Genomic DNA, 21,330 nt, shown 5'->3' on the forward strand with positions numbered 1-21,330 from the left:
TCGGCGACCGCTGGGCAATGCACCCACGACATTGGCATAATGGATATTACCGCTGACGTTTTCGGGCAGAATCGGCCAGGTGTTACCCATGGGATCTCTCAACTCGTGCGCGAAAACAGCAATATCCCGCAGGCACTTGAGCATGATGCTGTCGACATAGTCATCATCATTGCCCCACTTAGGCGCATTGCGGACAAAATCCAAACGCATTTCTTCCTGACCCTGCCAATCAGTAGCAATAGCCTTACTAAGCTCGGCCATGGTGTATTTCTTTTCATCAAAGACCAATTTTTTGATCGCCGCCAAACTGTCAATGTTTTCCACCCAGGTAAAGGCCGTTATCCAGGAATTGCCCTGGCTGATTGAAGGTTCATTCACATCCATGCCGCTTTCCACCGAGCGCTCGGAGATGCCTGACAGGAAAGGTCGCGGTGTAAATCGGGGAGCGTATTTTCTGCCCATGTTCACCATACGGGTCAGGATACTGAAGATAGTCTTCATCTGGAGAATCCAGGCATCATATACCTGCTCGTAACTGGTGAAGGTGGCCGGATCTGGTGTTTCAGCTCCGATTTGCATGTTGACCACAGGGTCGAAACCTCTGGTAAAGACATACTCGATGATCTTAGCGCAGTTGGCCGTTGCATTGGCCATGCGCATGGGCTGGAAACCGCGCTTGGTAGTAGGACAAGGCGACATACAGGCCTGATGCACCCAGGTGCGGGCTTCCTCGATGGGATGTCCGTGCCAATGCATGGAATTAGCGATCAGGATAGGATCATTACGCATTGAAGGATAACCGAGACCCTGACCTGTTGTCAAGTCGTTGCAGGCATCACTGCCATCTTTATTGACACCACCCAGAGTCCAGACCCATGTTCCTTCTATACCCTGCAATCCTTCCCGGATCATTTTCACCTTGAACTGAGAAATCTCGGCGGCCCGGATCAGAAACTCGCCGACCAGATCCATGGCCTCTTCCTTGGTGAGGCTCTTGTCGATGTTGACGTCCTTGTCGTAATACGGACCATGGTAGTAGTCCGGTCTGGCCGGCCAGGCGCCTTCGATGGCCTCGCTCCGGCTGAAGAGCTGAATGAATAGGTCATATTGGAAAGATTCCTGGAGGGTCCGGGGCGTCTTGGCCGGTACTCGTTCACAGCAATTGGCGAGCTGTAAAAGCTCTTCTTTGCGCTTATTATCGGTCTCGAAGTTTTCCGCAATGAGTCTGGCCAGGCGAGCAAAGCGCTGACCATGGCGAATACCGGCTTCGAGGGCTATTTTCATAGCTTCCCAATAATTCATCTTTTCATACAGCTCAGTAATTTCCTCATTGGCGGTAGGCATGTGGGCCATGGCATCCGCCTTATCAATCTGCTGGTCGATTTCATCGATAACATCTGCAAATCCCCGTTTGCCGGTCATAATGTACTCATAATCCTTGCCGGAATAACCACCTCTGGCGAGCGGGACACCCCATCCGATCGTGCCGGAGAGAATCTTAGATACATCGTCCATATCCGCGTAGGGAATCATCCGATCGGCATCGGCTTTTCCGGACCAGTAAGCTATAATATCATTCAGTACTTTCAGGCTATCATCAAGTGGCTCAGGAATAATCGTAGAATCATTGAGAACCTCTATATTCATGAGCGTGGCTACGGTTGGATTCCAAGCCACCGTATTGGGCAGACTACCCACGTAGCCTACGAGCTGGGCCTTATCAGTAATGAAGATCGTCTTGTGATCCAGATAATAGGCAAAAAGCTTGGCAAATTTGACGACAGGCGGATCAGGTGCAAGCTCCAGATCGCGAGCCGCTTGGGTATGCAATACGCCCTGCTCCAAATCAACATGCAATCCCACCGGATAATTGCCTCCTATCGCCCCTTTTTTCCAGATGGCCTTTCTGAGGTAATCCAACCTCTTCGACCGCTTCTTCTCCGCGGCCCACCACCATTCTTGTTTCTTTTCTAGATCTTTAATACTTGCGTTTGTTGCTGGCTCTGCCATAAAATTTCCTCCCTTCTTGTTGCCTTTCGGCTTTTCAGCTGATTCCCCTCTCGTTGGGGTAAGAATATGATCTGTTTTTATTTCTTCTCAAATGAAGAGCAAGAACTTGCATCCTTATCTGCCTTCCTTTATAGGAAAGAATTTCTTACACTCCTTGCATAACGGCATCGATGTCACCTCCTTCTTCTCTTCTTTTTATTTGGTTTTATTTTTAAATTTCATCAAACCTTGTTATTTATCTTTGCAATATTAATGATTGGCAAATTGGTGGCTTGAACCTCAAACCTTGCGTCCATGCATCGCCTTGAACATCATTGCGTATTTCCCTATGGTGCTTTTCTTGTGTTGAAGAAATGATGCTGCAAATGAAAAAAGCAAATTATATGCCAGTCTTATGGTGAACGTAATAGCTTAATATTGCTACACTAATAAAAAGCATCTTTTCAAGATGTTCTATACAAAACAAATAATGACCTTATATCGTCATTCATGTGTATTATTACATGCCCAACTTTGGTGAGCTGAAATGAACAAGGGAGCAAGAAAGAAACAAAAAATGGATTTCTGCACCGACTTAATTTTAAATTTTCTCCGCAGAGTTTCAGTGGTGGCAGTGGTCAGAAATTAGGATTACCACTTAACTTAAAGGTTGATTACCCGACGTGCTTTGCTATTTCATAAGTTGATGATCATCTGTGGTCTTTGAATCACCTATCGTCCAATTAGATTCTTGGACATAGGCATCATGATGTAAATATTTAATATCATTTCGCAATACCCAAAGTCCTCATTCGAGAGTAAAGGCTTGTTCTCTTCATGCCCAATATCTCTGCCGCGCCGCCCGGACCGCTGATTCGATTATTTGTAATTTTGAGGATATTCTTGATATATCTTCGCTGCATTTCATCAAGTGTCGGTTTGTCGTCAAATAAGTCTGCTGATTCCTTTTGGGGTTCAGTCAGAGAGAGCCCTAATTGAAGCTCTCCGGAGCCTGAAACAATTATTGCCCTCTCGATGACGTTTTGTAGTTCCCTCACATTTCCCGGCCAGGCATATTTCAGGAGTTTCGTCGTATCGCCAGGTGACAAAATCATTGATTGACGGCCATAACGTTTGGCATACTGCGTGATGAAATGGCGCGCAAGTTCCAGGATGTCGTCACCGCGTTCCCTGAGCGGTGGCAGGGTGATGGGAAAGACGCTGAGACGATAGAAAAGATCCTCGCGAAAACGCCCCGCGGCAACCTCTTCCTTCAGATTGCGGTTGGTTGCCACAATCAAGCGGAAGTCCGATCGGATGATTTTACCGCCGCCGATCCTGACAAATGTTTTTTCCTCCAGGATCTTGAGGAGCTTTATCTGAACCTGTGGAGGAACTTCGCCGATTTCGTCGAGAAAAAGCGTTCCCTTGTTGGCCAGCTCGAACCGTCCCAGCTTTTGTTTCTCCGCACCGGTAAAAGCGCCTTTTTCATAACCGAACAGTTCGCTTTCAAAAAGATTCTCCGGGATTGTCGTACAGTCCACGACAATAAACGGACTGGCGGCGCGGCGACTTTGTTCATGTATCCATCCGGCAAGAAGTCCTTTACCCGTGCCTGTTTCTCCCATGATGAGGACAGTGGTATCTATTAATGCGGCCTGATGCGCCAGTTCCAACTGCTTAGTTGCTGCAGGCGAGCGGGCGATTATTCCATTCATGGCGGAACGATTGGCTTCCTTTTCTCCTGACAGTCGTTCGATTTCCTGCTTGATTCTCAAATTATTCATGATGAAATCGATAAGGTCGCCGGTGAGGCGTCCCAGTAATCTCATCATGAGAGGGTCCAGATAATCGAAAGCATCAGACAGGTAGGAGTTGTCATGATAGAGGACACAACGGGTTGTACCTCGAACCTCTATCGGGATACAAAGGATGGATCGAATTTTTCCGTCCGGGAAGCTTTTGACGCTATCGGTATTTTTGAAGACAATGGCTTTATTAGAGTGAAAGGCTTTCCACACCAGATCAAGGTAGGGTTTGAACGCCTCTGATTCAACTTCATCCTTCCACAAATTTATGGAGGCCCATAATGCCGGCTTGCGCGTTCGTTTTCCTTCATCAAACCAGAAAAGACCGCCTCGTTCGGCCCCGAAGAACTCGTTGGTTGATATAACGGTCCGTTCGAGAATCTCTTCCTGTTCCATGGCCGCTTTGATATTGTTGGTCATGGTTAAATAGGTTTTTAGAAGTTCCTCATTAGGCCGTGCCTCGGTAACACGCTTATTGAGCAGGGGCTTGAATTGGTCGGGAAAGAGGTCGGGCGCGTAGCCGCTGTAGAGGCGCCAGGCTGTATCGGCATGTTCTCCAGCCTTTTTCTTGTTGCCACCGATAAGTTCAAAATGCGCCATATAAAGAAGCGTCTTGGCCAGTTGCATCCGGTCGCCTGAGGCCTCCAGGCATTTTTTGCTCTCCTGAAGATCGCCCATGATGGATTGCAGGTCTGCGTTTCCCTGGTCTTCTTTAATCTGGGCATTGATTCTAAACGCGACACCCTTGAGATGTATATTAATGCCGTTGAGGACGCTCTCCAGAGCGGCGGGATAAACATATGCTTCGCTTATAGGTTTGAACCCTAACCGTAATAGCCCGTAGTTAACCTCCAGGACAATCGGAGTTGCATATTCAATTGTCAATCCATATTTGAAACTTTTCATCAAGGATTCGTCAAAGATATCGTAGGCTTTTTTATAATCACCCTTGGAAAAGGCTAGCAGTGCCAGACCGGCCCCGGAGAAAAGGTAAGCGATGGCATTGTTGGTGGATATCGACCTCTCTCTGGCCTTGTTGAGCGCAGTTTCAGCTTCCTTATATCGCTTGATGAGGGTGAGCGCCTGGCCCAGCATGCTGCCTAAAATCGAACACATGCTTTCGTTGCCCCGCGCCTCGGCCTGGCGCAAATGGGCATCGAGGAAACCTATTACACGATGAAACTGGCCAAGATAAATCGCACAATAGATAAAAATCAGTTGTGTCATGGGCATGCCTATTTCCGTATTGATCTCTGGGAAATTCTCGACACGTTCAAGGTAAGCCATGGCCTCCTTGTTCTGGCCCTTGAAGAAGTAGTAGGCTCCGATTAATTCCGCCGACTGGTTGAGGATGTCATTATCGCCCAGTTCCATAACCCCTTCCAAACCGACGGATAAAGCCTCTATGGATGCATCATTTTCACCGGCGAGCCAATACATTCCTCCTAGTTGCAGATTGATAAGCGCTTTGGATCGCCTGTCGCCCAGCTTTATCGATACCTCCTGTGCCTTGATCAGTATATCGTGCAGTTCCATTAGATGCCTGCCCAGCAGGAAGCAGATGTTTGATAATTTCAATGCCAATGACAAGAAGAGGGCTTGAGCCTGATGATCGTCCAATTGCCGCAATCTGCCGACGGCGAGACGGAGGTGGTCAAGCGCTACTTCGTAGTTCCGATTGGCCAACTCTTTTTCTGCCAGGTCACTCTCAATGCATGCGGATTCGAGGCTACGCCCGGAACGTTCGAGCAGACCGGCCAGCACTGTCTGGTCAATTTCGGAGGCGAGATTAGCGGAGTAAATCATATCAATCAGGTCTACAAGAAAAGTTTTATTGCATATGCTTTCGAGCTTTTTCGAAACTTGATCGGGCAGGATCTTGCCAAGACAGAATCTGTTGCCGGGCCTCTGGCATATCAAATCTTCCTTTTCAGATATCCGCAGGAGTTCAAAGAGCTTCCCCGGCGTAAGCGGCGCCAGGACATCCAGAACTTCAATGGAAACTTCGCAATTAAGTGCGTGCAAAACCGTCAGAAATCGGTATTGTTCATCACTTAACATAACGCAATCATTTGTCATTATTATCTCCACAATGTTAGCTTTGTATTAGAAATTTATACTCTTACGACAAACAGATTGCAAGGAAAATTGTCTCAATAAAGACATGACTGTTTTGAGTCATCACCTGTCTGTTTTCTGAAAAAAGCTAGCTGGGATATTCTCAGAGAGTTCTTCAAGACTTTATATCGTCTGTCAATGAAATATTGGTCACCATATAACAGTAAGAAATCGATAGTCTAATTTTATAAGGAAGAATACTAGTTGATTGCCAGCAAAAGCACAAATTCCCCGTGCATTTCGTTAATCACTGATTTATAAAAACATGCTATTTTAAAATCAAAGTGCTATGTTTGATGGCACAGCCTGCCCCGGCGAAGGCCGGGGTTGTCGGTTTCCTCAACGTATGTATAATTAAAACAATAATATTCTTCGGCAGGAAAGGGAATTATTTTGAAGGTCAAAACTAAAAATATCAGCATCGTTTTATATAAGCCAAAATATGCGGGCAATATCGGTTCGATTGCCCGCGCCGCAAAAAACATGGGCATCGGAAACATTGTTGTTGTTGGGACTTCCAATTTTGACCACGAGGCAATGCAACAACGCTCTACTCATTTGGCCGCCGATGTTTTAGATAAAATCCAGTATTCTGAAAACATTGTTGAAGCACTTGGAAAATTCAATTTTATCGTGGGGACAACCGCCCGTCTGGGCAAAGCACGCGGGCCTTTTATTTCTCCGAGAGCGGCGGCGGGTGATATTGTAAATATTTCTCAGAAAAACAAAGTTGCCCTGCTTTTCGGTCCGGAAGATACGGGGCTTGCCAATGATCAATTGCGTCTTTGTCATTCCGTAGTCACCATTCCGACATCGCGTGAATTCACATCGCTTAATCTTTCTCATGCTGTGATGATTTTGTGTTATGAAATATTTATCTCAGCTTCTCCGGCAACTCCGTCAGCTGCGGCAACACCCAAATTAGCGCGATCACAGGAACTGGAGGGGATGTACGGACAAATCAAAACATTGCTTGCCGATATCGGATTTTTAAATCCCGAAAATCCTGATTACTGGATGATGCATTTGCGTCGCTTCTTTAGCCGCTCCTCGCTTTTGTCGCGCGAGGTAGGGATTATTCGCGGTATTTGCCGCCAGCTTGAGTGGTACGCTCACCACAAAAAAACTTGACTTTACCGGACAGTTCTCATAGGGATTGCACATACAAGCATTGCTTTCCTTGCCGCGTGATTACGTCCCCGGGGTTTATATCCAATGCAACATAACGTCATAATTATATAATCAATACTGATGGAGGCTTTACATTATGAGAAAAACATTTTCTTTTACAGGCGCGAAAAAAATTATTTTTGGCAACGGTTCAATATTGACATTGACCAGCCATATCAAAGAATTCCATGCCCAAAATCCTCTGCTGGTTATTGATAAAAATCTTGCCAAAACAGATTTGCTGGAGAAAATAGCCAACGTTCTTATTCCCGGAGGTATTAAATTTACTGTTTACGATAAGGTTGAACCGGAACCGCCCATTGAACTGGCTGATGAAGGTGCAAAAATCGCCGTTAAAAACAAATGCGATATCGTCATTGGTATCGGTGGCGGCAGTGCGATGGATGTGGCCAAGGCCATTGCCGTACTTGCAACAAATAAAGGTAGTGCTGTTGATTATCTGGGTCTCAATAAAGTGCCCAAACCGGGACTTCCCAAAATCATGATCCCGACGACCGCCGGTACCGGCAGCGAAGTTACCTTTACCGCGGTTTTTGTGCGGAAGAATTTGAAAAAGAAAGAAGGAATGAACAGTCCATATCTTTATCCGGAGCTGGCTCTGCTTGATCCGGAATTGACACTGAGTCTTCCACCCGTGCCCACGGCGCAGACCGGTCTGGATGCTTTGTGTCATGCCATCGAATCATACACATCGGTTAATTCTTCACCCGTGAGCGAGATGTTTTCTCTGGAGGCGATAGCTCTCATTGCCGAAAATTTACGTACCTGTGTGCATGATGGTAAAAATATTGTCGCGCGTGAAAGAATGCTTTTGGGAAGCTTATATGCCGGAATCGGGCTGGCGAATGCCGGTGTGACGGCGGTGCATTCGCTTTCTTATCCTCTGGGCGGAAAATACGGTGTCGGACATGGACTGGCCAACACGATGATGTTGCTGGCGGTAATGGCTTTTAATCTGCCTGCGGCGCTGGAAAAATTTACAGATGTTGCTGCGGCGATGGGAGAAAATATTGAAGGTCTTCCCGAGCGCGAAGCCGCTTATTTGGCTCTGGAAGCCGTTGAAGCTTTAATTGAAGATTGCGGCATTCACTCGTCACTAGCTCAATTCGGCATCAAAGAAAAAGATTTTCCTGCCTTGGCCGATGTGGCGTTGACTGTGGCCAGGCCGCTGGAAAATAATCCCCGCAAAATTACCAAAGAAGATATGATCGCAATTTACGCACAAGCTTTTTAAGAAAGGAAGGTTAGACAAATGGCTGGAGCAGAACTAATTGGAAAAGAAGAAATGAAGGAAATAATGGATGTTCTCGAAACAGGCATCCTGATGCGTTATGGTTTTGATAAAGAAAGAAAAGGAATTTACAAGGTTCGTGAATTTGAAGAGGCCTTTGCCAAATATTGCGGCACAAGCTACGCGCTGGGCGTAACTTCCGGCTCGACGGCTCTCCAGATTGCGCTCACGGCAATGGATGTAGGGCCCGGTGACGAAGTGCTTGTACCCGCTTTTACTTTTTTAGCCACTTACGAGGCGGTAATGGAAGTAGGCGCCATTCCCGTGATGGTGGATATTGACGACACCCTCAATCTCGATCCTCTGGAGATTGAAAAGAAAAAATCTCAGTATACCAAAGCGGTAATTCCTGTGCACATGTGCGGTTCGGGCGCCAATATCGATAAAATAGTGGAAATCGCCCATAGAAATAAACTGCTGGTTTTGGAAGATAACGCTCAAGGCTGCGGCGCTAGCATTAAAGGTAAAAAACTGGGCAGTTTCGGCGATATGGGAACTTTCAGCTTTGATTATGTTAAAACGGTGACCACCGGCGAAGGCGGCATGGTCATTACAAATAACCTTGATTATTATCACCGGTCGGAGTGGTATCATGACCACGGCCATGATCATAATCCAAAAGTAAGCCGCGCTCTGGAAGGCAGAACCATTCTTGGGTTTAATTTCCGGATGAATGAACTGCAGGGAGCGTTGGGCTTGGCGCAGTTGCGCAAACTGGATTATCTGATCGGCGAGCAGAAGAAAAACAAAAAGTTTATCATGGATGTGCTGGCGCAGGTTCCCGGCGTGGGATTCCGCGCTAAACCGGATCCCGAAGGAGATTCCGCCACGTTCCTGGCGTTTAATCTGCCGGATGAAAATCAGGCGCAGAAGTTCCAGAATCTGCTTAGCGCTGAAGGTGTGGATACTGTCTGCTACAAGAGAAATTTGTGGCACTATGTTCCCAATTGGGAACATTTTCTGGCGAAGTCTACGGCCAACTCGAAAAAATATCCGTTTACCAATCCGTCTTATAAAGGCAAGGTGCAGTATACAAAAGAGAGCATTCCGCAGGCCGAAAGTATTCTGGGGCGTACGTTGGTTATGGGCATATCCGTGAAGATGAGCCAGGAAAAACTGGATGGGATAAGAAAAGGAATAGAACAAGCCGCGAAAAACATCTAACAAACTTGCTCTCCTTCGTATAACTTTGTTGGCAGCGTCGTCGGCTTCCTCGACGTATTGTAATATACGCCTGCGGAGCCGACTCCTCGCCGCCGCGTTCTACTTCGGATATCAAGTTTGTTGTTGGATGTGATGCTGGTCGTTAGTGGAAATGCTGTCTAGACGAAAAGCTCACCCGGAGCAGCCCAGCGGGCTGCGATCGGGTGCAGCGGCTGGTTAAACGTTTTTATTTCTCACTCCTACCTAGTGTACCCCTCTTAGTTGCAATTATAGAGATAGACTTCCAAAGTAATGCAATTCCATATACAAACAAGAGCGATGCATACAGAGGCCAAAAAATAAACCACCAAAGAATTTTATAGCCAAGAGATGCTGGTATAAACTTCAAATCTATTGGTTCCTTAATAACTAGGATAACTCTTTCACCAACCAGTTGCTTTCCAACTTCAAGAACGGAAATATTTAACGTTGATATGCCGACTGGAATATTTTGCATTAGTGCCAAATCTGGTGGCCAGGGAACAATATTTGGTTTTCCATCATCTACAAACGGATAAAGATCACGGAAAGCATTGTCACCTGAATAACCACTGACAGGTAGTGCCTCATATATGGTTGCCTTGCTTTTACCGCGTATCAGCAGTTTTATGGGAACGCCAGGCTTGGGAAATTCAAGAAAGTATTCTCCACTTTCCTTTGTAGTACCCCATTCGCCAAGTTCTGGTCTTTTTGATCCTTTAAATACAAGAAGAAGCCTTAGTTTGTCCGAGAAAGGCCGAAATACTGAAACGACGACGGATGCATTAGGACGCAACTCAAGAGCAACACGCTTCGTCGACGAAAAATAATTTGCGAGGCCACCAGTTACTACTATCACCACCAAAGTAGTCCAGATAGCCCAATTAATTTTCAGCCAGAAACTCATACGTAAGACAATCCTTCATTTGCCCTGTTTAACAATTTATATACTTGGTTGGTTTTTTCCGATTTTCACAACGAATATCACTTTTTTCTGAAAAGAATGCAAAGAAAAAAGTGCTTAAAAATCAAACAAAATGAACAAAATGAACTTTTACTACTTGGTATTTTATGCTAATATCGCACTTGAGCCAAGTTGGTATATTATGGAATATTTGTCCGACAGCAAGACGAACGATATTCTTACGGATTTCCAAAAGTATCTTAATGATGAAATTTGGGAAATATGCTGGTCATCAAATAAGTAAAAAAATATAAACATTTTGCTTGACAAGCAATACGAAATTGAATAATCATCTCTTTTCAATTTTTTACTAAGATGGTGGTTTTATTATGAAGACATATATGGCAAATGCTCAAACGGCAGACAAAAAGTGGCTCATTGCGGACGCTTCCGGTAAAGTATTGGGAAGATTCGCCAGTGAAATAGCTCTGCGCTTGAGGGGAAAGCATAAGGCTACTTATACTCCGCATTGTGATACCGGCGATTTTATCATTGTAGTTAATGCTGAAAAGATTGTACTTACAGGGAAAAAGCTGATCGATAAAAAGTATTATTCTTATTCGGGTTATCCCGGCGGACTAACAGAAACGACTGCAGGAAAAATGTTGGCAGAAAAACCCGAAAATTTGATTCGTACAGCGGTGCAGGGAATGCTTCCCAAAACCAATCTGGGACGCAAGATGCTGAAAAAACTAAAAGTTTATTCCGGCAATGCCCATGTTCATGAAGCACAATGTCCGGAGAAATTGTCCATTTAACGGATATAAAATTATAAATTAGATTATTTTCATAATTGGAGAAATCATGGCGCAACAACGTTATTATGCAACAGGTAAAAGAAAAAGTGCAATTGCTCGTGTTTATATGAAAGCGGGTAGTGGTAACATCGTAGTCAATAAAAGAAGCTATGATGAATATTTTACTCGTCCCAGTCTTAAAATGATAATCAAGCAACCATTTGAGATTACTGGTAAAAAAGATCAGTTTGATTTATATGTTAATGTGAACGGTGGTGGAGTGGCCGGTCAGGCAGGAGCAGTAAAACAGGGAATTTCTAAAGCTCTTCTGGAATATGACGCCGAGTTGCGATCAGTTCTGAAAAAGGCGGGCTTTTTAACCAGAGATGCCCGTGTCAAAGAACGAAAGAAATACGGGCAGCCCGGAGCCAGGAAAAGATTCCAATTCTCCAAACGTTAAAATTCAACAGGGGGGGCTTCTGGCCTCCCTTTTTTTTGGGGGATTTTATGATTAAGGCAGCAATATTCGGAGCCAGCGGATATACAGGTCAGGAATTAACCAGAATTTTGTCGGGACACCCCGAAGTAAAATTGGTTGCTGTTACTTCCCGGCGGTTCGCTGGAAAACCGGTATCTGAAGTATTTCCGTCTTTAAAGGGACTGACTCATTTAAAATATCAAAACGTTAATCCGGCTCAGATAAGTGATATCTGCGATATAATTTTTCTGGCGCTACCTCATGGCGTTTCCATGGAGATTGCTCCGGAATTTGTCAGGGCGGGCAAGAAGGTCATTGATTTGAGCGCCGATTATCGCTTGCGGGATATAAAAACTTATGAAACCTGGTATCAAAAACATAGCAGTGCCAAATTTATAAAAGATGCTGTTTATGGCATTCCCGAGCTTTACCGGCAAAAAATAAAAAAGGCGAAATTGATAGCCAATCCCGGTTGCTATCCGACAAGCATAATCTTAGGTCTTGCTCCGGCACTGAAAAAGAACATCTTGGATGTATCCACAATTATCGCGGATTCGGCCTCGGGAGTAAGCGGGGCGGGGCGGGAACCGCTGACGGGATCTCTTTTTTGTGAAGTTGACGGCGGCTTTAAAGCGTATAAAGTCGGCAAACACAGGCATCTTCCGGAAATTGAGCAGGAATTAAATGCTCTGGCCGGCAAAAAATTCGCTATTTCGTTTACGCCGCATTTACTACCGGTGAAGCGAGGCATTTTAAGCACGATTTACGCGAAACTGAAGAAAGATGTTTCTTTGGAAGAACTGCATTCTTTGTATTGCAATTTTTACTCGAAAGAGAAATTTGTGAGAATTTGTCCATTCGGACAGTATCCGAATATTTCTTCTGTTTGCGGATCGAATTATTGCGATATCGGATTGGCTGTTGATTTGCGAACAAAAAGAGTTATTGTAATGGCGGCAATTGATAATTTGATTAAAGGCGCTGCCGGGCAGGCTGTGCAAAATATGAACATCGTCTGCGGTTTTGAAGAAGACGCCGGTTTGCGAACAGCGCCGCTTTATCCCTGATGAAAGTAAGATAGAATATGTCTCAGAAAATATTCAACACAGCGACAAGAAAAAAGGAAGTATTCCAGCCTATCAAAGAAGGAGCTGTCGGTATTTATGTTTGCGGCATAACCACTTATGATGTCTGTCATGTAGGGCATGCCCGCGCGGCAATTGTTTTCGATGTTGTGGTCAGACATTTGCGAATGCACGGATATAAAGTGACTTATGTAAAAAATTTCACCGATGTAGACGATAAAATCATCGACCGCGCCAACAAAGAAGGCGTCAGCATTGCCGAAATATCGGAACGCTACATTAAATTACACGATGAAGATATGGCGGCGCTGGGAGTTATAACTCCTACGATAACCCCGAGAGCTACCGAACACATGGAAGATATAATCGCTTTAATCAGTACCCTCGAAAAGCAAGGATATGCTTATTGTGTCGATGGAGATGTATATTTTGCGATAAATAATTACGGGAAATATGGTGATTTATCAGGACGCAATCTGGAGGAAATGGTTGCCGGTGCGCGCATTGATGTTAATGACAAAAAAAAGAATCCTTTGGATTTTGCCCTCTGGAAAAAAAGCAAGAAAGATGAACCTTTTTGGGAAAGCCCATGGGGCAATGGGCGGCCCGGCTGGCATATTGAGTGTTCCGCCATGAGCCGGCGCTATTTGGGGGAAACTTTCGATATTCACGGTGGCGGTGAAGATTTAATTTTTCCGCATCACGAGAATGAAACCGCTCAATCGCAGGCGGCAACAGGAAAGCCTCTGGCCAATTACTGGATACATAACGGTTTTGTAAAAGTAAATTCTGAAAAGATGTCCAAATCGCTGGGCAACATATTTCCTGTCAGAGAAATATTAAAAAATTATCATCCGGAAGTATTGCGTTTATTTATGCTCCAGAGTCATTACCGCAGTCCGGTGGATTATTCGGAAAGTTCGCTTACAGAAGCCAGAGCCGGCTTGATCAGATGTTACACAACATTAAAGAGCATAAAAGATACTCTGGACAAATTATCAGCTGACACAACAACCGTTGTTAACAAATCTTCAGAAAAAAAAGAAGATTATCTAAGCAAGTTTGAAAAGCTTATTGATAAATTTAATGCCGCAATGGATGACGACTTTAACACGGCTCAAGCATTAGGTCATGTATTTGATATGGTCAGACTTACGAATAATTTCATTGTTGATGAAAAGCATATGCCTGATGATATAAAAGCTGAAATTTTAACAAAAGCAAAACAAATATTTGATCATTTTGGAACGGTGCTGGGAATTTTTCAAAGTTCTGCTGACCATTTTTTTGTGTCTGATAAGGAAACCGAGTTGCGTAAACGAGGCTTAGATATAGAAAAAATTGAAGATTTAATTAAACAAAGACAAGCCGCCCGTAGCCAAAAGGATTGGTCCAGAGCAGATGCTATAAGACAGGAACTGGGACGGCTTCATATTGTTCTTAAAGATTCCGCTGATAAAACAAGTTGGATAATTGAATAAACCCAGTTCTAAATTAAAGCGCTATCTTCATTGGCAGATAGTATCGTTTTTCCTTAAATATACATATTGACGTTTCGCTATCATCTTTAATTTAGGGACGTGATAACAAAAGATGGTATGCGTTGTCCATATCCGGGAATGGTTTCATTATTTTCTATGTAATTTCCGAAAATAGTGGAAATATCAAAGAAAAAGGTATAAATATAACGATTATATCTCTAATATGGTGGGGAATATTATGAAAAAATTATCAACAAAAGCGTCTTTATTTGTCATTATTTGTCTGGGAGTCTTTGTCCTTTTAGGACTGCGTAATGATAGCAATGTTTACGCCATGGATAAAAACATTTATAAGGGTATTAAGACATTCAATGAAGTTTTAGACATGGTACAGAAAAACTATGTTGATGAGGTTGAATCGACAACTTTAATTCAAGGTGGGATCAACGGAATGGTCAAATCTCTGGATCCCCACAGTGCCTTTATGACGCCGGATTTATACAAAGAACTGGAAGTAGAAACACAGGGGGCTTTCGGAGGGATTGGCATTGAGATTACAATTTTAAAGGATGTTTTGACAATCGTTTCACCAATTGAAGATACTCCTGCCTTTGTTGCCGGATTAAAATCGGGTGATCAAATTTTAAGAATTGACGGTAAATCTACTAAAGATATAACTATTATGGAATCCGTAAAGAAACTACGCGGTCCTAAGGATACTAAGGTTACAGTCACGATCATGCGGGAAAAAATGCCGGCACCGAAGGATATTGTGCTGACGCGTGCTATTATTCAAATCAAGAGTGTTAAGGTCAAATATTTTGATGATATTGGATACATTCGTATCGCTGCTTTCCAGGAAAGAACAGCAGATGATTTAAACAAGGCATTAAAGGAAATTGGCAAAAAACTCAATCCGATGAAGGGTTTGGTTTTAGACTTGAGAAATGATCCAGGTGGATTGTTGAATCAGGCAATAGAGGTCTCCGATGTATTTCTTAAATCAGGGACCATTGTTTCCACTCGCGGACGCACAAAAAACATGGAAACAAAGGCAACGGCTAAAGATAATGGTACTGAGTTAATTTGTCCGATTGTTGTTTTGGTTAACGAAGGTACGGCCAGTGCGGCGGAAATTGTTGCCGGAGCTATGCAGGATAATGGCCGGGCTTTGATTATTGGAACGCAAACGTTTGGTAAAGCATCTGTGCAGACAGTTATTCCATTGGAAGATGGTTCCGCGCTTAAGCTGACGACCGCACGTTATTACACGCCGAAAGGACGATCCATTCAGGCGGAAGGCATCAAGCCGGATATTATAGTTAAATACATGAAGCCGAAGGAGGATGCGGATAATACTGCCTGGTGGGAGGACCGGATTAAAGAAAAAGATCTCAAAGGGCATATAAAACCGGCAAAGGAAGATGGTACCAAGGTTGATGAACCTCAGACTCAAGAGGATAAGGATCCTTCTGATTTAGTTAATGATAATCAACTCAAGACAGCTATTGATATCTTAAAAGGATGGGATATCATGAAAAAGAACCTGAATAGCTAAGTTGTTCACAGAGAGTAAAAAATATAATTATTTATGAAATTGAACAAACGTCTCTTCCCGGCATTGATGATATTTTTAATTGTTTTAACAATTGCAGGTATTATTTATGTGCTGCAATTTCAAGAAGAGCCATCGGTGATTAAAGAGCCGGCAAAAAAAACGAAAAAAGTAGCACCAAGGAAAGCAATTACACCTAAAAAAGAAAAGGCGAAACCATTGCCTCCCAAGTCTGTACCACTCAGGCAGGTAGCAATTATTATTGATGACATTGGTAATGACCTGAAGCAAATACAAGAATTGTTGAAAATTAATGCCGATATAACATTTGCTATTTTACCTCTGTGCCCTCACACTCGTGAAGCAGCGGAAATGTTTCATAAGGCGCATCGGGAGACACTCTTGCATTTACCCATGGAGCCTCTTTCTTATCCGCGCGAAAAACCGGGTCCGGGTGCTCTTTTTACGGATATGAGTAACGACGAGATTATCTTTCAATTAGAAAAAGACATTGCAACTGTGCCCTATATTTCCGGAGTTAATAATCATATGGGTTCAAAATTTATGATGGATGAAAAAAAACTTACTGTAGTTTTTAATAAGTTAAAAAATAAGAAATTGTTTTTCGTAGATTCACGCACTTCATCTGATACGAAAACTTTTGTCACCGCGGGAAAAGTAGGATTACCGGTGGCCGCGCGTAAAATATTTCTTGATAACAATCGTGACTACAATGAAATTTATAATATATTGATCAATATTGCCAAAAAAAATGGTGATGATTCGCCGGTGATTATTATCGGCCATCCTTATCCGGAGACTGTTCGGGCTGTAGGCGATGCAGTGAAAGTTTTAAGGGAAAAAGAAGTAGCGATTGTTCCTGTATCGCGGATAATTAAAAAACAAAAAGCATCCAGTTAGATGTTGGTAAATTTATTCGTTAATAAAGTTAATGATGTAATATGCAAAAAAAGCAAATATATCCGGCAGTCATAGTAATTTTAGTTTTTATAAGTTTATACGGTTGCAGCCATATGGCGGCAGTCCCGGTTTACTCTTCATCGAAAACATCAACAGATGCAGCTTATCATTATTCCCTGGGTGTTCTTTTACGTTTAAACGGTAAAATTGAGGAAGCAACTGAGGAGTTGAAAAAGGCGGTTGCGGCCGACCCCGGATCTTCTTATCTTACGACAGAGCTTGTTTCTCTTTACACGGAACAGGGCGATCTCGGTCAGGCCATATCCCTGGGTGAAGAAATGCTTTCAAAAAATCCTAATAATATTGAACTCCATCTGATTATGGGTAGTTTATATCTCAATATTCACGAAAATAAAAAGGCTATTGCCGAACACAAAAAGGTAATTGAACTTGATCCTAAGAATATTATGGCCCATTTTTATTTGGCGATAATTTATGCCGAGGAGAAAAGATTTGATAAATCTGAAGAAACTTTTAAGAAGCTTTTAAAAATCGATCCCGACAACATTATGGGCATCTACTACTATGGCAGAGTTCTTGTGAAAATGACGCGTTTGGAAGAGGCCGAAAAGATGTACAAAAAGGCCATATCTTTAAATCCTTATTTTGAAATGGCTTTATTTGATTTGGTTGCTCTTTACGAAAGGCAGGAAAAGCTGGAAAAAGCTATGGCCGTTTATCGCCATTATTTGGAGATTAATCCCACCAGGATAAGTTTACGAGTTAAAATAGGAGAACTTTTAATTAAAGAGAAAAAATATGAGGATGCGGAAAAAGAGTTCCTCGAAGTACTGAAAATTGATCCTGATAACCGTGATGTAAGAATTGCTTTGGGTCTTTTATATTATGATATGCACAAACTTGATTTGGCTGTCGCTGAATTTTCTACAGTGCTGAAAAAGAACCTAACGGATGACAAGGTTCGTTATTTATTGGCTAACACGTATGAAGAACAAGGCGAGAATAAATTGGCGATGGAAGAATATCAGAATATTTCTACTTCATTCGAATTATATGCAAGCTCTCAAATTCGTGCCGGGATGATCCTTAAAAAAGAGGGTAAAATTTCTGAGGCCATTAATTTAATAAAGGAAAGTATTAAAAAGAAGAATAATCTGATTCCTTTTTATCTGTTTTTATCTGCTCTTTATGAAGAAGCTAAAGATATTGTTGCAGCTGAAAATATCTTGAAGGAAGGTATCAGAATTGATCCCAAGGAAATAGATTTACATTATGCGCTAGGCGTAATTTATGAAAAGACAAATCGCCTTTCTGAAAGTGTCAAGGAAATGGAAACGGTTTTAGCCATTGATCCGGAAAATGCCGAAGCACTTAATTTTATAGGCTACAGTTATGCTGATCGCGGCATGAATCTTGATGACGCGGAAAAAATGATTATCAAAGCTTTGAAAATTAAACCCAATAACGGTTATTTGATAGACAGCCTTGGTTGGGTTTATTTCAAAAAAAATAAATTAAACAGTGCAATGAAGCATTTGAAACAAGCGTTGGAACTTTTGCCAGACGATGTTAATATTATTGAGCATATGGGCGATGTTTACGTAAAACTGAACAAGACTAAAGAAGCGGAAGAAATGTATAATCGTGTGCTTAAAATTGATCCTAAAAATAGTCTGGTACAAAAAAAGCTTGAAGATTTAATGAAGCATAAATAATTAAGGGTATGAACCATGAAACAAGCTTTTGGAACACTTCGCTATCGGAATTGCACTTTCACGAATAAAAACCCATAATATTTTACGAAAAAGATTTCCCATGCCCAAGAAAAAATTCCTCTTACCTTATATGATGTCCTTGCTATTGCTAGCGCTGCTTGCAAGTGGTTGTATTCGACGAGCAGTTATTTATAACGATTCTCCGCCGGAAAAAATTCTTGCGGCCATTCCCAACGCTGTTGGAGAAAACGATATTTTAAGCGCTGTTGTACAGATAGATTTAGTGACGTCTAATGGTTATCATCCGGTAAAGGCAGTCTTAATTATAAAAAAACCTTCATACTTAAGGTTAGAATTTCTTTCGGTCATCGGAACACCACATTTTTTTCTTGCTGCTTCTCCTGAAAAAATGAGTATTTTTATTCCTTCGAAGGGAGAATTTTATTATGGACAACCGACGGCTGTTAATCTGGAGCGATTCTTACCTTGGCCAATTAGTATTGACGATATGGTAATGATTTTTGCCGGAACTTATCCTTTTTTGAAGGAAAAGCTTATCGCTTATCACAGTTATCAGGAAGAAAATTTTCTGCGAATAGAAATGGTAGCGCAATCCAGATGTTCGCAAATTATCTGGGTGGGGGAAAATAACAGGTTATTGAAACTCGTTCGCAAAGATGAGTATGGTAAAGAAATATATAATGTTAAATATGACCATTATGAAGAACAGAGTCCTGTTGCCAGAGAAATTACAATAAGCATGGCCGATAGATTAACGTCGGTATCAGTAAAATATTCAGACGTCAAAATCGAGAAGGCAACCGATATGTCGATTTTTAACCTGCCGGTTCCGGCTAACGTTAAAACAATTCCGCTGGATTGAGGGGCTGTTGACCGGGAGCGCATTCCCGCAAGGAAGCGCAATTATAAAATGAACACTTTCCTTGCCGGAAAAAGCCGAAGGCTTTACAAAACGCTCATCTGTCCCGATAAAATCGGGATTGCGCCACAAAACCGCACCGCTCAACGTATGTCTATATACGCCTCGCAGTTCGGTTTTTTGCGCGCCTTGCACCTGAGCATTTTTGAACAACCCATAAACATGGACTTTTTCAACAATACCAAGGTCACGCGTGTATAATACGCCTCCTTAGCCCCGCTAAAGCGGGATAATTCAACTAACGAATTACAGCTCATTTCATTCCCTGTAATTCGAGTTTCATTTACCGTCGCGATATCGTCTTTGCTGTAGAAGTGGTATTAATTTTTCTTCCTGTAAGAAATTATTTGATCTCTTGCAGGCTGGAGCGCGCAATACGCGCCTGGCTGGTATTCGGATAGTTTTTGATTACCTGTTGTAAAAGCAGTTTAGCACTGGTTTTGTCTCCCAACTTTAGGAAGGACATACCTTGTTTGAGTAAAGCATAAGGGACTTTATTACCGTTCGGGTAATTCTTGGTTACTTTTTCATATTCCAGAATGGCGGATTCATACTTTTGTTCAAAAAAATAACATTCACCAACCCAAAACTGGGCATTATCGGAATACTCGCTGTCAGGATAATTAGCTAAAAAATTTTGAAACTCGGTTCTGGCTTTATCATAATTGCCTTCTTTGAAGATTTGATAAGCGGCCGAATAAGCTTTTTCCTTGTCCTGCTTTTTTGCCGGATCTTTGGCAACAGAGCCACCGGTTGATTTGCCGACTTTATCGGAAGCATCACTTGAATTATTTTTATTGCCGATCTCCAGAAAGTTTTCAATAAAGTTGATTTTCAGCAGAATATTATCAAAACGTTGATCTTCCTTTTTTGTATTGGAAGTAAAATCCTTTTTAAGTGTTTCCACTTGGCCGCGCAGTTGCTGAAGATTTTCCCGCAAATCGGTAATGTCTGCTGCTGCGCTGGCTTGCCCAGTGCGCATGGCCTCCAGTGCAGTAACATTCTTTTTTAAGGTGGTCAGTTCGGAATCCACTACTGCCATCTTTGCATCCATTTTTTCGTCCATTTTCTGGTTTAATTCCGAACGGAGCGCCCTCATATCTTGCGTAGTAGCGCAACCCGCAATGAACAATGCCAAAAGAGCTAAAAAGAGATAGATAGAAATTTTCAATTTTTTCACCTCTTTCAATTATTATTAAGGAGTAACAACGAAATGGGCGCGTCTATTCTTGTCCCAGGCTTCTTCGTTATTATTAGGATCCAAAGGGCGCTCCTCGCCATAGCTAACCGTTTTTATTATTGATTCTTGAATGCCTAAATTAACGAGAAATTTTTTTGTTTCCTGGGCTCGTTTTTGCCCCAGTGCCATGTTGTATTCGGCAGTTCCTCTTTCATCGCAGTGTCCTTCAACAACGACTAAGGAAGTTTTATGCTTTAGTAAATAATCGGCATTAGTCTTAAGAATTTCGCGGGCGTCGGGGCGGATGCTGGAGCTGTCGTAATCGAAATTGATATCGCTAATGGGAGATTTTGCCGTTGCTTCCATAAGTGAAGACTGTTCATTAGCGGTTTCCTGTATATTAGTAGTACCAGTCGGGGCATCAGTGCTGTCGCTTTGTTTTGTAGTGTCGGTCGGTATTTGTGCCGGTGTTGGCGCGGGCGCAACTTGTTGTTCCTGCGCAGAGCCGCTTGTTACTACAGATTTTTTTTCGGCGCAGCCGGTAAAAATTGTCAGACCAAATATAATTACAACAAAAATTCCTATTAAGGTTAGAATCTTTTTCATTATTATTGTTCCTCTCTTTCTATAAGGTTGTCAGATTACAAAACTTAAAAAATGACGGAGTATATTGT

The 21,330-nt window shown here is 42.6% G+C and carries 17 protein-coding genes; 12 read left to right on the top strand and 5 right to left on the bottom strand.

Going from position 1 to position 21,330, the window contains the following annotated elements; translation table 11 throughout:
- Both CVU62_10655 and CVU62_10660 read right to left on the bottom strand, forming a co-directional pair.
- Positions 1 to 2,010: formate acetyltransferase (locus tag CVU62_10655; GenBank protein ID PKN37060.1), on the bottom strand; the 2,010-nt coding region annotated here is incomplete at its 3' end.
- Between the two features lie 764 nt (positions 2,011 to 2,774).
- Entirely contained in the window at positions 2,775 to 5,876 is a 3,102-nt protein-coding gene (locus CVU62_10660; GenBank protein PKN37061.1) for a hypothetical protein, read from the bottom strand.
- A gap of 426 nt (positions 5,877 to 6,302) precedes the next feature.
- Here CVU62_10660 and CVU62_10665 point away from each other — a divergent pair, with 426 nt between their 5' ends.
- The 3 genes from CVU62_10665 to CVU62_10675 all read left to right on the top strand — a co-directional run bounded on the left by CVU62_10665 (position 6,303) and on the right by CVU62_10675 (position 9,561).
- A complete protein-coding gene (locus tag CVU62_10665) occupies positions 6,303 to 7,046 on the top strand; it encodes an rRNA methyltransferase (GenBank protein PKN37062.1) in 744 nt (247 codons plus the stop codon).
- A gap of 136 nt (positions 7,047 to 7,182) precedes the next feature.
- Entirely contained in the window at positions 7,183 to 8,340 is a 1,158-nt protein-coding gene (locus CVU62_10670) for an alcohol dehydrogenase (GenBank protein PKN37063.1), read from the top strand.
- Between the two features lie 18 nt (positions 8,341 to 8,358).
- On the top strand, positions 8,359 to 9,561 hold the full coding sequence (locus CVU62_10675) for a DegT/DnrJ/EryC1/StrS family aminotransferase (GenBank protein ID PKN37064.1): 1,203 nt from the start codon (positions 8,359 to 8,361) through the stop codon (positions 9,559 to 9,561).
- Positions 9,562 to 9,787: 226 nt separating this feature from the next.
- On the opposite strand, the gene CVU62_10680 is transcribed toward CVU62_10675, so the two are convergent.
- Positions 9,788 to 10,486, bottom strand: coding sequence for a hypothetical protein (locus CVU62_10680; GenBank protein PKN37065.1), 699 nt, complete (start codon positions 10,484 to 10,486; stop codon positions 9,788 to 9,790).
- A 386-nt stretch (positions 10,487 to 10,872) separates the two neighbouring features.
- Here CVU62_10680 and CVU62_10685 point away from each other — a divergent pair, with 386 nt between their 5' ends.
- The 9 genes from CVU62_10685 to CVU62_10725 all read left to right on the top strand — a co-directional run bounded on the left by CVU62_10685 (position 10,873) and on the right by CVU62_10725 (position 19,677).
- Complete coding sequence (locus CVU62_10685; protein PKN37066.1) at positions 10,873 to 11,301, top strand: 50S ribosomal protein L13; 429 nt, start codon at positions 10,873 to 10,875, stop codon at positions 11,299 to 11,301.
- A 46-nt stretch (positions 11,302 to 11,347) separates the two neighbouring features.
- On the top strand, positions 11,348 to 11,740 hold the full coding sequence (locus tag CVU62_10690; GenBank protein PKN37067.1) for a 30S ribosomal protein S9: 393 nt from the start codon (positions 11,348 to 11,350) through the stop codon (positions 11,738 to 11,740).
- 47 nt (positions 11,741 to 11,787) lie between these two features.
- Positions 11,788 to 12,825 carry an N-acetyl-gamma-glutamyl-phosphate reductase gene (locus CVU62_10695; protein PKN37068.1) on the top strand — a complete coding sequence of 346 codons (1,038 nt, stop codon included), beginning with the start codon at positions 11,788 to 11,790 and terminating at the stop codon, positions 12,823 to 12,825.
- A gap of 17 nt (positions 12,826 to 12,842) precedes the next feature.
- Positions 12,843 to 14,324 (top strand): cysteine--tRNA ligase, encoded by a 1,482-nt coding sequence (locus CVU62_10700; GenBank protein ID PKN37069.1) that lies wholly within the window; start codon positions 12,843 to 12,845, stop codon positions 14,322 to 14,324.
- Between the two features lie 238 nt (positions 14,325 to 14,562).
- A complete protein-coding gene (locus CVU62_10705) occupies positions 14,563 to 15,882 on the top strand; it encodes a peptidase S41 (protein ID PKN37070.1) in 1,320 nt (439 codons plus the stop codon).
- Positions 15,883 to 15,915: 33 nt separating this feature from the next.
- Positions 15,916 to 16,800 carry a hypothetical protein gene (locus CVU62_10710; protein PKN37071.1) on the top strand — a complete coding sequence of 295 codons (885 nt, stop codon included), beginning with the start codon at positions 15,916 to 15,918 and terminating at the stop codon, positions 16,798 to 16,800.
- 41 nt (positions 16,801 to 16,841) lie between these two features.
- A complete protein-coding gene (locus CVU62_10715; GenBank protein PKN37072.1) occupies positions 16,842 to 18,536 on the top strand; it encodes a hypothetical protein in 1,695 nt (564 codons plus the stop codon).
- A gap of 28 nt (positions 18,537 to 18,564) precedes the next feature.
- A complete protein-coding gene (locus CVU62_10720; GenBank protein ID PKN37073.1) occupies positions 18,565 to 19,419 on the top strand; it encodes a hypothetical protein in 855 nt (284 codons plus the stop codon).
- A gap of 48 nt (positions 19,420 to 19,467) precedes the next feature.
- Positions 19,468 to 19,677 (top strand): hypothetical protein, encoded by a 210-nt coding sequence (locus tag CVU62_10725; protein ID PKN37074.1) that lies wholly within the window; start codon positions 19,468 to 19,470, stop codon positions 19,675 to 19,677.
- 142 nt (positions 19,678 to 19,819) lie between these two features.
- Here CVU62_10725 and ygbF read toward each other — a convergent pair whose 3' ends face one another.
- Together ygbF and pal are read right to left on the bottom strand one after the other, a co-directional pair.
- The gene (ygbF, locus tag CVU62_10730; GenBank protein ID PKN37075.1) at positions 19,820 to 20,647 is read right to left on the bottom strand and encodes a tol-pal system protein YbgF; all 828 of its coding nucleotides are present in this window, start codon (positions 20,645 to 20,647) and stop codon (positions 19,820 to 19,822) included.
- 24 nt (positions 20,648 to 20,671) lie between these two features.
- On the bottom strand, positions 20,672 to 21,262 hold the full coding sequence (gene pal / locus CVU62_10735; protein PKN37076.1) for a peptidoglycan-associated lipoprotein: 591 nt from the start codon (positions 21,260 to 21,262) through the stop codon (positions 20,672 to 20,674).
- Between the last annotated feature and the right edge of the window lie 68 nt (positions 21,263 to 21,330).

The sequence above is a fragment of the Deltaproteobacteria bacterium HGW-Deltaproteobacteria-2 genome (genome assembly GCA_002840505.1).
Classification (GTDB): domain Bacteria; phylum Desulfobacterota; class Syntrophia; order Syntrophales; family Smithellaceae; genus Smithella.

Excerpts from the sequence above, each read along its gene's own strand:
- CVU62_10710 (PKN37071.1), top strand. The coding sequence starts at position 15,916 with ATGAAATTGAACAAACGTCTCTTCCCGGCATTGATGATATTTTTAATT.
- CVU62_10685 (PKN37066.1), top strand. The coding sequence starts at position 10,873 with ATGAAGACATATATGGCAAATGCTCAAACGGCAGACAAAAAGTGGCTC.
- CVU62_10675 (PKN37064.1), top strand. The coding sequence starts at position 8,359 with ATGGCTGGAGCAGAACTAATTGGAAAAGAAGAAATGAAGGAAATAATG.
- CVU62_10715 (PKN37072.1), top strand. The coding sequence starts at position 16,842 with ATGCAAAAAAAGCAAATATATCCGGCAGTCATAGTAATTTTAGTTTTT.
- CVU62_10695 (PKN37068.1), top strand. The coding sequence starts at position 11,788 with ATGATTAAGGCAGCAATATTCGGAGCCAGCGGATATACAGGTCAGGAA.
- CVU62_10680 (PKN37065.1), bottom strand. The coding sequence starts at position 10,486 with ATGAGTTTCTGGCTGAAAATTAATTGGGCTATCTGGACTACTTTGGTG.
- CVU62_10660 (PKN37061.1), bottom strand. The coding sequence starts at position 5,876 with ATGACAAATGATTGCGTTATGTTAAGTGATGAACAATACCGATTTCTG.
- CVU62_10690 (PKN37067.1), top strand. The coding sequence starts at position 11,348 with ATGGCGCAACAACGTTATTATGCAACAGGTAAAAGAAAAAGTGCAATT.
- CVU62_10725 (PKN37074.1), top strand. The coding sequence starts at position 19,468 with ATGAACACTTTCCTTGCCGGAAAAAGCCGAAGGCTTTACAAAACGCTC.
- CVU62_10700 (PKN37069.1), top strand. The coding sequence starts at position 12,843 with ATGTCTCAGAAAATATTCAACACAGCGACAAGAAAAAAGGAAGTATTC.
- pal (PKN37076.1), bottom strand. The coding sequence starts at position 21,262 with ATGAAAAAGATTCTAACCTTAATAGGAATTTTTGTTGTAATTATATTT.
- CVU62_10670 (PKN37063.1), top strand. The coding sequence starts at position 7,183 with ATGAGAAAAACATTTTCTTTTACAGGCGCGAAAAAAATTATTTTTGGC.
- CVU62_10705 (PKN37070.1), top strand. The coding sequence starts at position 14,563 with ATGAAAAAATTATCAACAAAAGCGTCTTTATTTGTCATTATTTGTCTG.